Origin of the sequence: Paenibacillus sp. FSL R5-0810, assembly GCF_038002285.1 — a bacterium.
In the GTDB taxonomy this organism is placed as follows: Bacteria; Bacillota; Bacilli; order Paenibacillales; family Paenibacillaceae; genus Paenibacillus_AQ; species Paenibacillus_AQ lactis.
Window position 1 is genome coordinate 2663728 of the sequence record NZ_JBBOCF010000001.1, and the last position, 13605, is coordinate 2677332.

The window sequence follows — 13605 nt, forward strand, 5'->3', positions numbered from 1 at the left end:
CATCCTTCGCTTAAATAAAGTCATCCGCATCCCGGTTTCGTGCGGCCTCCAGCTGTTTGCGGATAGCCGCCTTCAGCGGATCCTCGGGAATGCTTACCTGTAAGTCTCCAGTGATCTTCGTCTGGCAGGACAGCCGGTAGCCCTGCTCCAGCAGGGCGGAGCCCAGCTTCCTCCGCTCCTTGTCCTCAGGGGGCAGGCACGACTCGCGCTCTCCCTCCGGTATGATCACCTTGCACATCAAACAGCCGGCTTTGCCGCCGCAGCGGGTCGGGATGCGCACGCCGGCCCGGCGGGAGGCGTCCAGCACGTTCGTCAATGGACGAACCTTGGCCTTCTTGCCATCCGGCTGAAACAGCACCTCGTAATCCAATGGCTAGTGCACTCCTCTCCTGCCTTGTATGTATGGGGACCGTGCAGAGCACCATCGGCACTCAAATCAAATGGTCAAGCAGACCGCTCAAGGTCGAACGATGCTGCATGTTGAGCCTGTTCCGGGTTAAGATCTTCGAGAGCAGCGGAAGATGCTCATTCGGGTTGAGCAGGATGGCTGCGGCAATCGCTTCATACCGGTCCGGCCTGGCTCGCAGCACATTGAATACCAATTCATGCGACAGCGGCATTAAACGGACAACCGTGCCCTGAATCCGATGCTCCGGCGCCGCATGATGCAGCAGCGGACCGATTTCCACACGATATTCGGATCCCCCCGTCATGACGGTAAAGCCACCCACCAGCTCGATAGATACGCCGTACCGACCATAGTGGCTCAATATGGAGGCATACATACCTTCTTGATCCAGGTGAGGCGCGTCTTCCGCCCAATCGGCAAGCGAGGCATGCAGCTCATGGACGCTTTCCGCATCCGTATAAATATCGATATCTCTCGGCGGCTTGTCCAGCTGTACGCCTTGAAGAAGCAAGCTGCAGCTTCCTCCAAGCACCCACGGCTGACCCGTAAGGTTCAGCTTGCAGACAGTCTCGTACAGCAGGCTCTCAAGCCCTGGCAGATCACTCAGCTTCATTCGGCACCCCTTTTACCATCTTGACGCGATCCTTTCCTGTTGTTAAATAATTGAAGCCAGTCCAATGATGAAGCCCACGATCATCATCATAAAGGCCACGAACGACAAACCACCGCGTATAAACCCCTTGGTCTTGCTTCGCGCAAGCGTAACGACGATGACGGACAGAGCCATAATCAACAATGCGACAAGGGACAGCCACATCTTTTGCATCGGATCCATGTCACGAAACTCTCCATTCTCTCATGTAATATTCAACCTATTATACCATGAAAACCGCATCCGCTCATCCAAGCGCTGCCCAAAAAGCAAAAGCCGCCACCCGAGAACGGGCGCGGCTTCGGCGCCAAACACGCTTATGCGAACCTATTTGTTCATCATCATTTTCATCAAGGCTTCCATATTGCTCGGATTCATCCCGCTCTTCTTAACAGCTGCAATAATTTCCTGAACCGTATCTTCACTGACAGGTATATTCGCCATGGACGATACCTGCTTGATCAGCTGACGGAGCTGGGCTTCATTTTGCATGGTAGACGGTTTTACCGTACTAGCCAGCTTATTGACAGCCCCTGCAGAAATTTTTTTGCCGCTTTTTTTGTTAATCGCGTTCAAAACATCCTTGTGAAAGCTTTTGCTCATTTCCACCCCTCCTCCGGGCATCCTCAACTTAATATATGAGGAAGTCCTCGGATTGGTGAATAAGCTAGGTATGCCATTGCTCCCAAGTTTCGAGCGGCATCATTTCCATCTCGGTCTTCGGCCCGCGTCCCATCAGCCCTTCCACAGCGCTTCGAGGGTCGCGGTTTTCGAACAGCACGTGATATAACTGGTCCGCAATCGGCATCTGGACGCCGTACTTTTGAGAGATGGTATAGGCTGCCTTGGTCGTCCGAACGCCTTCCACAACCATCCCCATGGAGCTTAACACCTCATCCAGGCTCTTGCCCTGTCCCAGCATGGAGCCTGCACGCCAGTTTCGGCTGTGTCGGCTCGTCGCGGTGACGACGAGATCGCCGATTCCCGCGAGGCCGGCAAAGGTTAACGGGTTCGCCCCCATCTCCATGCCGACGCGCAGCATCTCCGCAATGCCTCTCGTAATCAGCGCCGCTTTCGCATTATCGCCAAAGCCGAGCCCATCGGACATGCCCGCTCCGAGCGCGATAATGTTCTTTAAAGCACCTGCCAGCTCAACGCCCAGCATATCCCGGTTCGTGTACACCCTGAAATAGGTATTCATGAATAAATCTTGAGCGGCTTCGGCCGCGTTCGCATCCGCGGAAGCCACGACTACGGTCGTCGGACACCGTCTTACCACCTCTTCCGCGTGGCTCGGCCCCGATAACACGACGATCCGTCCTTCCTCACAGCCGAGTTCTTCGGCAATTACGGTTGACATCCGCTTTAACGAATCGAGCTCGAAGCCCTTCGTTGCATGGATGACAAGCATCTCGTCATTCCAGTGCTCCTTAAGCTGCCCGGCAACCTCACGCATGGCTGAGGATGGAGCGACGATCACGACGGCAGCTGCCGATTGAACGGCTGCTTTCATATCGGTAGTCGCTTGTATATTGGAGGGGAGTGTGATCCCCGGCAGATACCGATTGTTGGTGTGTGATTCGTTAATCTCCCGAGCCTGCTCCTCCGTTCTGGTCCAAACCCACACTTCCCGGTTGTTGGAAGCGAGAACGCTTGCCAGCGCTGTTCCCCAGCTTCCAGCAACGAGAACGGCCACTTTGTCAGACAACGCGCTTTCCTCCTTTATCCTTGCCTTTACCGCCGGAGCCGAGCTTGTTCTCGCGGCCCTGTACGATCTTCACAATGTTGCTGCGGTGTCGCCAGAAGGCGAATATGCATATTATGAGACTTGTCCAAAATACCGGCCAAGGATACCCGGCAATCAGCAAAAATATCGGTGTAAGCACAACGAAAATAAGAGACCCCAATGAAACGTACCGGGTAAATACAATCGACGAAATGGCGATGATGCCTGCATAGAACGCAGGCAGGAAGCACAGCGTTGCAAGCACGCCGATCGCCGTCGCGATGCCTTTGCCCCCGCGAAAGCGGAAATAAAGCGGCCAATTATGGCCAATTATGGCTGCAATGCCGCAAAGACCCGGCAGCCATTCATTGTCTCCGCCCAGCCACCGGCCAATCCATACGGCTGCAATGCCTTTGAGAACGTCGAGTGCAAGCACCAGGATTGCAGGTCCCTTTCCAAGGACACGAAGGGTATTGGTCGCCCCTGCGTTGCCGCTGCCGTGCTGCCGTATGTCGATTCCCTTGAGAAACTTGGCAAACAGCACGCTAAAGCTCACCGAACCCAATAAATAACATACAAGTATCGCTACGATCTCCAGAACCAAGCTATTCTCCCCTAACTCTCATCAGACTTTCTTCGTGTAAATATCCTGATGGGTGTACCTTCAAAATCAAATGCGGCCCGGATCTTGTTCTCCAGATATCGTTCATAAGAGAAGTGCATCAATTCCGGGTCATTAACGAATACAACCATCGTCGGCGGTTTGACCGCTACCTGTGTTGAATAGTTAATGCGCAATCTTCTGCCTTTGTCTGTAGGAGGCGGGTTGATCGCAATCGCATCGGAGATAACGTCATTCAGCAGATGCGTCTGGACGCGCAGCGAGTGCTGCTCTGCCACATGCTTGACTACCGGCAGCAGCTTATGCAGCCGCTGTTTGGTCTTGGCCGACAGGAATACGATCGGCGCATAGGTCATGAACAGGAAATGGTCCCGGATCTTGCGCTCGAACTGCTGCATCGTCTTGTCATCCTTCTCGACGACATCCCATTTGTTGACAACGAACAGGGAAGCTTTTCCGGCCTCGTACGCATAGCCGGCGATATGCTTGTCCTGCTCGATAATGCCCTCTTCGCCGTTAATCAGAACCAGAACAACGTCAGCCCGCTCAATGGCGCGCATGGCGCGCATGACGCTGTATTTCTCCGTCGTCTCGTACACCTTGCCGCGTTTTCGCATGCCGGCCGTATCGATCAACACATAACGCTGACCGTCCTTCTCGAATGGGGTATCGATCGCATCGCGGGTAGTGCCGGCAATATCGCTGACGATGACCCGCTCTTCGCCTAGGATGGCGTTGACAAGCGACGATTTCCCAACGTTCGGACGACCGATCAGCGCGACACGGATCACGTCCTCATCATAGTCGTCGTCCGCCAGATCCGGCAGGTTCTCAACGACCACATCCAGCAGATCTCCGATCCCGGTGCCGTGGCTTCCGGATATGCCTACCGGATCGCCGAAGCCAAGGGAATAGAATTCATAAATATCTTCAGCGCGCTTCAAATTATCCACTTTATTAACCGCGAGAATGACCGGTTTGCCCGACCGGAACAGAATCTGTGCCACTTCCTCGTCAGATTGCGTCACACCGGTCTTCGCATCGCACATGAAAATAATGACGTCTGCTTCTTCGATTGCCAGCTCAGCCTGCATCCGGATCGACTTCAAGATCATGTCGTCTCCGTCGATCTCAATTCCCCCGGTATCGATCACGCTGAACGCTTTGCCGTTCCATTCGGCGCTTCCGTATATCCGGTCTCGGGTTATGCCCGGTTTATCTTCAACAATGGCCAGTCTATCGCCGATCAGCCTGTTAAAAATCGTTGATTTGCCAACATTTGGCCTTCCGACAATGGCCACTACGGGTCTTGCCATATTCACTCCTCCTGTCAATTCTTACGATTATCATCATAGCAAAAATCGTTTCAATTGGCTAACCTTTCATATCATTTCTATTATGCTCTTCCCCATGTTACAACATCCGCTTGCTTTCGTCCCTAACAAAAACAAACGGCGAACCCAGAAATGTGGGTTCGCCGACTCGTTATGACAGGTCAATAGACCGTACATGACAATTTTCGGGCTTACTTGAACTTGCTCAGCTTATCGCCAAAGCGCTCTCCAAGCGTTACGCTCATACCCTGATTGTTCAAAGAAACGTTCGGGTTGTCTTTCAGGTCGATTTTAGGACCTTTGGACGGTTTTTCTGCTCTAGGAGCTTGTGCCGGCGCTTCCTCTGTTTCTTTAATGCTCAAGCTTACGCGCTGCTCGGAAGGATTGATGTCAAGAACTTTCACTTGAACTTCCTGTCCTTCTTTCAGCACCTCTTGCGGAGTGCCGATGTGCTTGTGCGAGATTTGAGAAATATGAACCAGGCCTTCTACGCCAGGAGCCAATTCAACGAATGCGCCAAAGCTTACAAGACGCTTAACGACGCCTGTAACGATGTCGCCGGTGTGGAATTGCTCGCCTGCAGTTTCCCAAGGTCCTGGGCCGGCAGCCTTGATGCTGAGGCTGATTTTTCCTTTTTCAGGGTCAACCTTAAGCACCTTCACGCGAACCTGATCTCCTTCGGACAATACGTCGGAAGGCTTATCCACGTGGTTCCAAGCGATTTCGGATACGTGAACCAGTCCGTCAACGCCGCCTACGTCAACGAATGCGCCGAATTGGGTCAGACGCTGCACCGTGCCCTCGAGCACTTGACCTTCTTTAAGCTCGGCCATCACCTTTTGCTTGTTGGCTTCGAATTCCTCTTCCAGAACGTCCTTCTGGGAAAGGATCACCTTGTTGTTCTCACGGTCAAGCTCCTTCACTTTTACGCGAAGCGTGCGGCCTTTGTAGTCGCTGAAATCCTCTACAAAGTGACGCTCTACCATGGAAGCAGGGATAAAGCCGCGTGCGCCAACGTCTGCTACAAGACCGCCCTTAACGACGTCTGCAACAGTCACTTCGAACACGTCTTGTGCTTCGAAATGCTTCTCCAGTTCATCCCAAGCGTTCTCGGCGTCGATTGCGCGCTTGGACAGAACAAGGCTTTCCTTGTCGTCGTTAATGCTGACAACCTTGCACTCAACCTCTTGGCCAACCTGAACCGCATCGGATGCGTTGTCCAGCTGTACAGAAGACAGTTCGCGAACAGGAATTACGCCGTCGTATTTATATCCAATGCTTACATAAGCCTGGTTGTCCTCCAATTTGACGATCGTCCCTTTCACGGTGTCCCCTTTTTTCAAGGATACGATTTGGTCGAGCTGCTCCTGGCTTTGCATTTCAGCAGACTCTTGATTTCTTGTTTCTTCCGACATGTCAAATAACCTCCTCAATTCAAACCCCATTTATTTAAACTCGCATAGGCGAAGTTCAAAACATAATTGCTGTAGTATCTTTCCATGAAAATGGCGCTTTTTATGCATCAAACCGATTCATCCGTTCACGGTCGGCTTACCGGTTGCCCGCATTTCATGGATTTTACTCATAATGATTTCAGTTGCGGCATCGAGCGCTTCCGGCGATTTGTCGCCTTCGAAACGGGATAAGTCTACGGGTGCTCCGTAAATGATCTTAACCTTCCGAAACAGCTTGTAATCTCCGATGATCGCCGCCGGAATGACCGTCGCGCCGCTCCGGAGCGCAAAGCTTGCCGCCCCCCGCTTCGCTGCCGTTGCATCCGAATTCCGGGTGCCCTCCGGGAAAATCCCCATCACTTCACCCTGACGCAGAATGGTCAGTGCGGTCTTGATCGATTCCTTGCTGACGCCGCCGCGCTTTACCGGAAATGCGCCAAGCTTGTCAATCAGCCATCCGAATACCGGAATTTTGAACAGCTCCGCTTTCGCCATAAATTTAACCTGGCGCTTCACGTGAATGCCGACCGAAATCGGGTCGCGCACGCTGAGATGATTGCTGCAGATCAGTACGCCGCCCTCGGAAGGGATATTATGTACGCCGACAGATTCAAACCGGTACAGAATAGCGAACAAACCGCGGACTACCGCTCTGCAAAAAACGTAAATCATGCCTTCCTCTCCCCATCCAATACAGTTTCGCAATATGAAAGAATCGCTTCGACCACCTGGTTGATATCCATATGCGTCGTATCCAGAACGATGGCGTCCTCCGCACATCGAAGCGGCGATACTTCACGCTCTGCATCGAGACGGTCGCGCTCTGCGATATCATGTTCCAGCTGTTCCAGCGTAATGCTCTCGTCGCGAAGCTCATTGAACCGGCGGAGCGCTCGCTCCTTGACGCTGGCCGTCATGAAGATCTTGAGTTCAGCGTCCGGTAGAACCGTAGTGCCGATGTCGCGTCCGTCCATGACGACGCCTTTCTGTGTCGCCATTTGCTGCTGCAGATGGACAAGCTTGGTCCGCAAGCCTTCGATCCGCGCATACTTGGAAACGGATGCACTCACCTGATGCAATCGGATATACGGTGTGACATCTTCCCCATTCAACAACACCATTTGGCCTGTTTCATGCGGTTTTAATTCAATCACCATATTTTGCGCATGTTGAAGCACTTTTTCGTGATTTTCTGCATCAATTCCTTGATTCAGCATAAACCAAGTGACCGCCCGGTACATGGCGCCGGTATCCACATAGATGTATTGAAGCCTGCTGGCCACCATACGTGCTACTGTGCTTTTACCCGCCCCTGCAGGACCGTCGATGGCAATATTGATTCTGTCCTGGTAACCTGTCCCCTGCATAACCAACGGGGCATTCCTCCTCAAACGTACGTCTCCAGCCCATCTGTCGCTTCTAGCATTTTTCATGAAACGGATCAAATGACAGATGATTTTAGAGAAAATAAGATAAGAAAGTGCAAGATTAGACTCATACCTTCTTAACCTTCAAGAAAAAAGCAGGCGCCTGCCTGCGACGTGAAAATTATACCACACTAGCTGGAGTGATGCAAAAGAGAAGGGGTGTTTCCCCCCATCCAATCGTTGACATTTTGCTCGTTTACGGGGACTCCCTCCATCTGCTGAACCGGCGAAATATAGGGCCTGGCAGGCTCATAATGCAGCAGCAGCTGCATGATCACCAAAGCTGCCGCGAGACCGATCAGCACGCGGAAGAGCAGCTTTCCGGCCAGCGCTTCCAGGGCTTGTCCGATCGAATCTTGCGCTTCACCGGGCTCCATTTCCCGCTGCCCCCTGATCGATTTGCTTTGCTCCTCGGTTATGACACAACATTCCTTCCATCATGAAATTTCCGGTAGTGTGCCACAGCCTGAACGAATATATGCATCCAGGCGGTCAGAGATTATCGATTTCGAAAATCAAACTGTCTCTCGAAGCAGTACCGGATCAGTTTTTGACGTTCCATGTCCAGAATCTGGGTGAATTTCATCATAACGATGCTCCGGCCCACGGGAAGCTCTTTCAACCGGACGACTTCACCTTCGAATGGGATATGCTCAACCGATCCGTTCTTATAGGGAACCAGAATCCAGCAATCCAGAAGATCCCCCTCTTTGAGCGACTGGCCCGGCTCCAAATAAAGCGAGATGCCGCCGCCCCCGACATCCTCGGTCTTGGTTAGAAACCGGGCTCCGTCCTTTGCCGTCACGGCTACTTCCAGCTCGGATTGTACCCGTAGGAAGCCTCTTCTCTGCACCTTCGTAATCTGGTCGGACTCCGGCTTCTTGATCCGCACCAGCTTGATGACGTCCTCATGGTGGCTCAGCACATAGGAATTAAAATAATTCTTTACACCGCCTTCGGTCAGAAAGTAAGCGGATATCTCATCGCCGATATAAAGCTTCTTCAGTCTTCCTGTTCCTTCTTGAAGGGGAACCTCCATATAAATCGATTCGCCGTCCATGTCGGAAATGCGGGATTTATACAAGACCTCGGCTTCCTTCTGATCCCCCGTATCGAGCTGGATATAGAGGACCTCATTGATCTTCGGATACAAAGCGCTCACCTACTATTTCTTCATAATCAATAATTCCCATTATATCACGGGCAGGCGGTCTTTATGGGATAATTTGAACGAATTTCGCGCGGTCTGTCGAGCCTTGTCCTTCCATGTTTCTCCATCATACAAAAAGCCGCCCAAGCAATGAAGCTTGAGCGGCCCGCCCTCAAAACGTCCGTTTGTTATCTTATCGAATTCCGGCTTGCGCGTCTTTTACGACTTCAACCGTCTCTTCCAGTCCGGTATCCGCATTGATATAGATCCGATACTGCGACCCGTTGATGCGCCCTCCAAATTCATAGCACAGCACATCCTCGTTGCGGTCGTTTTTGATTAACGCCTTGCGGTTGTACAGAATTTTGTACTCCGGGTTCAGCGTTTTCTTCGCTTGGGCGAGCTTCAGCTTAGGCTGCGGAATCTCGCGCTTGATCTGGTGCTCGTACACAAAATCGCTTGCTTGAAATCCGAGGACCTCCCCGTTGTCCATGGCTGAACGGACCGTGATCTTCTCCGGATAGATGAGAACGCCGTCCTCCTCACGCACGAAGGAGAAGTTCGCCATATTGTCATATTGGTCTGCGGACACCGCCGTCATATCGGTATAGCCTTTTCTAGCAAGAAAATCCTGTGCCTTATCGATGGCATCCTGCACGGAAACTTTCTTCGCGCCTACATTGCGCTCCTTCGTGTACGCGATCAGCTGGCCGCCCTTCTCGGTGAAGTCCATGCTGATCTTGTGGCCCCGGTTTTGATTCACATGAACGGTATAGGATGACCAATCGGTCCCCTTCCCGTTTTGGGTTACCCGTACCCTGGCGTTCCCGTCCGAATCCGAGAATTTCAGCGCTTTGCGTTTGACGTCCTCTGCGGAGACAGGCATGCCGGCCAATTGCTTCACGGACCTGCGGTCGTAAATGCTGCTGACCGAAGGGCCCCAGTCCAGCTCGGGATAAGCTTCGACCTTTTTGTCAACGGTTCTGAAGCCGTCGATAATGGAGTTGTCCTGCGTATTGTTCGACACGAGCGCAGTTTCGACATCCATCCAGCGCAGCCCGCTGGCAATGACCTTGTTCTGCACCGATTGAAGATCCTTCGTAATTTCACCGGAATTGGCGTAGAGTGTTTTGAGCGTCTTGACTTCATTTTCGCTCAGCGGCTCCTTCGTCAAATCACGAACGCCTGTCTTATAGGCGAAATTAGAGATGCGGGACAGGAATTCTTCCGTCTTGTTGAACGGCAGCAGACCCAGTGGCAGCTGGTTGATCTCATTTTGAGCTTCGCTCGTAATGCGCCAAACGTTCATGAGGCCTTTCCGGTGCATTCCCTGAGAAGTGGAGCTGACGGCGAGCGTATTCCCTAACTCGGTATGCAGCCGGTCCATATGATAGGACAAATCATGAAAGGCGCGTTGATACTGGTTTTCTGCATTAATCAATATCGCGTTCTTCTCTTTGTTCTCCTGATATCCCCACACCAAAGCCCCGATCAACAAAACGGTGGCGACAGGGAACAGAATCGCGCTAAGTCGTTTATACATGATGCGTTAGTCTCCTTTCTTCTACTCACTGCCGTTAGTTTGACTAGAAAAAAGAAGTCTTATGCATCGCTGTACGATCACTTCATGTTTTAGAAATCTTCCTCAATCTCGAAATGATCACGATTGTTGCATAAGCATTGCTTAAAGCCGGTCTCGATCCGGCCGTGCTCCTTCTTTCCGCGAAGAATGAAGCGCTCGCCGCAATCCTTGCACAAAATTTTCACCTTGATACGCAAAAAAGACACCTCCAGAGCTATATTGGCGTTTATGCCGTCAGCGTAAGCGCCTATAGCCCCAGTGTGTCCTTTTTGATTACGTGTTAATCTCTTCCTCCCGGTTGATGAAACGAAAAGGCGAGCGATTGTTTGCTCTGGAGATTTTCCCCATGCCTCCGTACCACAACAGTACCATCAGCGGAACGATAAACCAGATCCACGTATGCGTCAAGAGGTTTAAAATCAAATCATACAGTCCATGCCATATCCAAGGGACGATGAACGAAAGAGCCAGATAAAACCTCTTCCGATTCTCCCCTGAAAACCTGGCGTGCCCGATATAGTAGCCCATAATCACGCCAAACATGGCGTGACCGGACACCGGGAGCAGCGCTCGAAGGAACATGGGACCGAATGCAGCCTGGCTGTACCATGCGTACAGCAAATTTTCTACTGTAGCAAAGCCCAACGAAATCGCCGCAGCATATAGAATCCCGTCGTAAGGCTCATCGAATTCCGTATGGTTGAAAATAATGTGATACATGACAAACCATTTCAAAAACTCTTCAATGCCCGCAGATACGAGCAATGATTGGACAACCGGATGATCGCCGAGCCAAAGTATCATTCCCCGCTGCAGAATCATGACAGGAAACACGATCAGAACCCCAAGCAGAAATACCTTGATGACCATATGCAAAGGTTCCTGATCATACCTGTCCTTCAGGTAAAAATACGTGAGCAACGCGAGTCCCGGCGCCAAAGCCGACGCTATGATCGAGAACACCAGCACCAAATTTCCCCTCCGTTAGTTTCGAGCCTCTAGTCCGGCACTCACGCCCACATTGTATTAATGCTGACGCTGGAAGTGACTGCAAATAACCTCAATCGCTTGCTGAGGCATGATCTTCTTCCCGTACTCCTCCAGCATAGCCTCCGTTACCGAGGAGGATTCGCCGAATTCTGCCAGAACTGCAATGATCGCCGGCAACTTGTCGCTCTGAAGCTCCTCTGGCTCCAGATACAAAAACCATCTATCCATATAGTGATAAAGCGTACCTGCTCCGTCCACGAGGTCCTTCAGCATATGCGAAGCTTCAATGAGCACTTCGAAATCCTGGAACACATAGACGATTTTATCACTTTCATCCAGCGTTACTTCCATTTCATAAATCTCGTCCGGCATATCGTCTTCGGACAAGCCGCCGAAATGATGATCGTACTTCCCTCTCGTCACAATTACCACCATGCCCTGGGCAGGCAGTGCAAACACCTCAACGGCAAGCGGTCCGGTGGCATCAAATCCGAGCTCACTGTATGCCTGATCCATCATCTCTGTAAACAGGTCATAAACTTTAGGTATTTCCTGCCACATTTCTTCCTTCTGGATCCCACGCTCACTCAGATCGTCAAACGTGAGGAAAATCCGTATCTTATCTTGACTCAAACGTTCTATTTTCATGACAGGATCCTCCTAACGTATACAAAAGTTTATAACAAATTATGATGTCTGGATTATGACGTGATAAAAATGGTTTTATATAATTGATTTTATCATTTAATACCCGTAAATGCACGTAAATATGTAGTTTAAGAAAAAAGAATCATTCACAGGGATGGAAGGATGGTTTCCCCACGGAATGATTCAAAAAGAATTGCATCGTTTACAATCCCGGTAAGACGGTATGCGTTTCTTTCAAGATTTGCTCAACCTCTTGTTTCACGTCCGGATTGCTGCGGATAAAATCCTTCAGCTGCTTCAGGTTGGCAGCCTTCGAATTAGACGATGACGATACCCCTGCAGCTCCAACGGGATTAGAGGAATCATGTCGGCTTGAACTGGGACGCACGCTTTCTTGGCTTGAGCCATTGTTATTCCCGATTCCGTTTTGAATCTTGCTTAAAGCGGTGTCGGCGAAACGGCCAACATTAACGTCTTTCATCATCGAGGCAAGCGACAAACTGCCTTTGCGGGATATCATACGGCTTGCTACCGCACCGATGATTACACCGTACAGAAATGACGAAGTCTTCACAAATGATACCTCCTTCTATGTTAAACTCAGGGTTAGTGTTCTCGCGCCGGAGGCAACTCATGCTACATAAATACAGGAAAGAGAGATGGAATCATGGTTAAAACGACAACAAAGATCATCCTGCTGGCCTGCTGCATTCTGCTCAGCGCTTGCGGAAACCAAGGAAACGGCCAGAACCATAGCGTGCCCGCTGAATCAGGCAATCCGATTAAGCCAGATACGAAAACGGCTGAGCCGGTGACGCCTCAGGAACAAGAAGCCCCTCCTGCTGCCGCCGATAAGGAGTCGAGCGGAACTGCCGGCGGTACGAAAGTACCCGGCACTGCTGATGAACAAGCCAGCGAGCAGCCGGCAGCTGATGAGAAGCCGGAACTCAAGTATCATATGAATAAGGTGTACCGCATCGTCCCGAATGACGAATCCGTGCCTTCTAAGGTCGTGCTGCTCACCTTCGACGATGGACCGAAGGATGCGGACATGATCAACCGACTGATCGACACGCTGGACAAGCACCAGGCCAAGGCTATTTTCTTCGTTAACGGATACCGTGTAAAAGCAAATCCCGAGCTGCTCAGCATCATCCATGACCGGGGGCAGATCATCGGCAATCACGCTTGGGACCATATCGACTTGAAGCAGGAGAGCCAAGCAAAGGTCCGTCAGCAAATTGAAGATGTACAGCAAATTGTGAAGGATACGATCGGTACGGAGCCTGCGTTCTTCCGACCTCCGTTCGGGTCGGGCGGAGATGCCGTCAAGGATATCGCTTCAGAGAATGACTTGCTGTACATGACATGGTCGAACGGCTCGCTGGACTGGGAGAGCAAAAATAAAAACAAGCCCGAGGCGGTCATCAACAACGTGCTGGAGCAGCTCCATCCGGGCAGCAATATTTTGATGCATGAGCTTCCCTGGACGGTCGAAGCGCTCGACGATTTGCTGACCAAGCTGGAAGCCAAAGGTTATGGTTTCGTGGATCCCCGGACGATTGAGCCTCAGATCCGCTGATTACAACACAAAAAAAGCCTTCTTCTCCT

18 protein-coding genes are annotated in these 13605 nt (G+C 51.4%); 1 reads left to right on the forward strand and 17 read right to left on the reverse strand.

The annotated features are described in order from the left end of the window. Positions 1–10 precede the first annotated feature (10 nt). From MKX76_RS12035 to MKX76_RS12115, 17 genes are all read right to left on the reverse strand, one after another. Positions 11–370 carry a 2Fe-2S iron-sulfur cluster-binding protein gene (locus MKX76_RS12035; RefSeq protein ID WP_007129812.1) on the reverse strand — a complete coding sequence of 120 codons (360 nt, stop codon included), beginning with the start codon at positions 368–370 and terminating at the stop codon, positions 11–13. Between the two features lie 61 nt (positions 371–431). Continuing rightward, entirely contained in the window at positions 432–1022 is a 591-nt protein-coding gene (locus tag MKX76_RS12040; RefSeq protein ID WP_213615243.1) for a hypothetical protein, read from the reverse strand. Positions 1023–1064: 42 nt separating this feature from the next. Next, on the reverse strand, positions 1065–1244 hold the full coding sequence (locus MKX76_RS12045; RefSeq protein WP_007129810.1) for a DUF2768 family protein: 180 nt from the start codon (positions 1242–1244) through the stop codon (positions 1065–1067). A gap of 144 nt (positions 1245–1388) precedes the next feature. Then, the gene (locus MKX76_RS12050) at positions 1389–1664 is read right to left on the reverse strand and encodes a stage VI sporulation protein F (protein ID WP_007129809.1); all 276 of its coding nucleotides are present in this window, start codon (positions 1662–1664) and stop codon (positions 1389–1391) included. 64 nt (positions 1665–1728) lie between these two features. Further along, positions 1729–2769 (reverse strand): NAD(P)H-dependent glycerol-3-phosphate dehydrogenase, encoded by a 1041-nt coding sequence (locus MKX76_RS12055; protein WP_007129808.1) that lies wholly within the window; start codon positions 2767–2769, stop codon positions 1729–1731. Then, positions 2762–3391, reverse strand: coding sequence for a glycerol-3-phosphate 1-O-acyltransferase PlsY (gene plsY, locus MKX76_RS12060; RefSeq protein ID WP_341033839.1), 630 nt, complete (start codon positions 3389–3391; stop codon positions 2762–2764). Before plsY ends, MKX76_RS12055 begins: the two co-directional genes overlap by 8 nt. 11 nt (positions 3392–3402) lie before the next feature. Continuing rightward, positions 3403–4725 carry a ribosome biogenesis GTPase Der gene (gene der, locus MKX76_RS12065; RefSeq protein WP_007129806.1) on the reverse strand — a complete coding sequence of 441 codons (1323 nt, stop codon included), beginning with the start codon at positions 4723–4725 and terminating at the stop codon, positions 3403–3405. A 209-nt stretch (positions 4726–4934) separates the two neighbouring features. Next, entirely contained in the window at positions 4935–6158 is a 1224-nt protein-coding gene (rpsA, locus tag MKX76_RS12070) for a 30S ribosomal protein S1 (RefSeq protein ID WP_007129805.1), read from the reverse strand. Between the two features lie 117 nt (positions 6159–6275). Next, complete coding sequence (locus MKX76_RS12075) at positions 6276–6869, reverse strand: lysophospholipid acyltransferase family protein (RefSeq protein WP_007129804.1); 594 nt, start codon at positions 6867–6869, stop codon at positions 6276–6278. Continuing rightward, positions 6866–7570 (reverse strand): (d)CMP kinase, encoded by a 705-nt coding sequence (gene cmk / locus MKX76_RS12080; protein WP_007129803.1) that lies wholly within the window; start codon positions 7568–7570, stop codon positions 6866–6868. The genes MKX76_RS12075 and cmk overlap by 4 nt, the downstream gene beginning before the upstream one ends. A 185-nt stretch (positions 7571–7755) precedes the next feature. Next, positions 7756–8001 (reverse strand): DUF5359 family protein, encoded by a 246-nt coding sequence (locus tag MKX76_RS12085; RefSeq protein WP_034272109.1) that lies wholly within the window; start codon positions 7999–8001, stop codon positions 7756–7758. Between the two features lie 122 nt (positions 8002–8123). Then, positions 8124–8786 carry a flagellar brake protein gene (locus tag MKX76_RS12090; protein WP_341033844.1) on the reverse strand — a complete coding sequence of 221 codons (663 nt, stop codon included), beginning with the start codon at positions 8784–8786 and terminating at the stop codon, positions 8124–8126. A 181-nt stretch (positions 8787–8967) separates the two neighbouring features. Further along, positions 8968–10317 carry a germination protein YpeB gene (gene ypeB, locus MKX76_RS12095; protein WP_028403646.1) on the reverse strand — a complete coding sequence of 450 codons (1350 nt, stop codon included), beginning with the start codon at positions 10315–10317 and terminating at the stop codon, positions 8968–8970. An 89-nt stretch (positions 10318–10406) separates the two neighbouring features. Further along, the gene (locus tag MKX76_RS12100; protein WP_007129800.1) at positions 10407–10553 is read right to left on the reverse strand and encodes a hypothetical protein; all 147 of its coding nucleotides are present in this window, start codon (positions 10551–10553) and stop codon (positions 10407–10409) included. A 76-nt stretch (positions 10554–10629) separates the two neighbouring features. Next, positions 10630–11325 (reverse strand): glutamic-type intramembrane protease PrsW, encoded by a 696-nt coding sequence (gene prsW, locus MKX76_RS12105; protein ID WP_007129799.1) that lies wholly within the window; start codon positions 11323–11325, stop codon positions 10630–10632. Positions 11326–11382: 57 nt separating this feature from the next. Beyond that, the gene (locus MKX76_RS12110) at positions 11383–11994 is read right to left on the reverse strand and encodes a genetic competence negative regulator (RefSeq protein ID WP_007129798.1); all 612 of its coding nucleotides are present in this window, start codon (positions 11992–11994) and stop codon (positions 11383–11385) included. A 202-nt stretch (positions 11995–12196) separates the two neighbouring features. Further along, positions 12197–12568, reverse strand: a complete 372-nt coding sequence (locus MKX76_RS12115) for a hypothetical protein (RefSeq protein WP_341033846.1) — start codon at positions 12566–12568, stop codon at positions 12197–12199. A 93-nt stretch (positions 12569–12661) separates the two neighbouring features. Here MKX76_RS12115 and MKX76_RS12120 point away from each other — a divergent pair, with 93 nt between their 5' ends. Next, the gene (locus tag MKX76_RS12120; protein ID WP_213615247.1) at positions 12662–13576 is read left to right on the forward strand and encodes a polysaccharide deacetylase family protein; all 915 of its coding nucleotides are present in this window, start codon (positions 12662–12664) and stop codon (positions 13574–13576) included. Positions 13577–13605: the final 29 nt, after the last annotated feature.

Coding starts and splice junctions, on each gene's coding strand:
- MKX76_RS12120 (WP_213615247.1), top strand. CDS start 12,662: ATGGTTAAAACGACAACAAAGATCATCCTGCTGGCCTGCTGCATTCTG.
- MKX76_RS12110 (WP_007129798.1), bottom strand. CDS start 11,994: ATGAAAATAGAACGTTTGAGTCAAGATAAGATACGGATTTTCCTCACG.
- MKX76_RS12040 (WP_213615243.1), bottom strand. CDS start 1,022: ATGAAGCTGAGTGATCTGCCAGGGCTTGAGAGCCTGCTGTACGAGACT.
- MKX76_RS12050 (WP_007129809.1), bottom strand. CDS start 1,664: ATGAGCAAAAGCTTTCACAAGGATGTTTTGAACGCGATTAACAAAAAA.
- der (WP_007129806.1), bottom strand. CDS start 4,725: ATGGCAAGACCCGTAGTGGCCATTGTCGGAAGGCCAAATGTTGGCAAA.
- rpsA (WP_007129805.1), bottom strand. CDS start 6,158: ATGTCGGAAGAAACAAGAAATCAAGAGTCTGCTGAAATGCAAAGCCAG.
- MKX76_RS12085 (WP_034272109.1), bottom strand. CDS start 8,001: ATGGAGCCCGGTGAAGCGCAAGATTCGATCGGACAAGCCCTGGAAGCG.
- MKX76_RS12075 (WP_007129804.1), bottom strand. CDS start 6,869: ATGATTTACGTTTTTTGCAGAGCGGTAGTCCGCGGTTTGTTCGCTATT.
- MKX76_RS12045 (WP_007129810.1), bottom strand. CDS start 1,244: ATGGATCCGATGCAAAAGATGTGGCTGTCCCTTGTCGCATTGTTGATT.
- ypeB (WP_028403646.1), bottom strand. CDS start 10,317: ATGTATAAACGACTTAGCGCGATTCTGTTCCCTGTCGCCACCGTTTTG.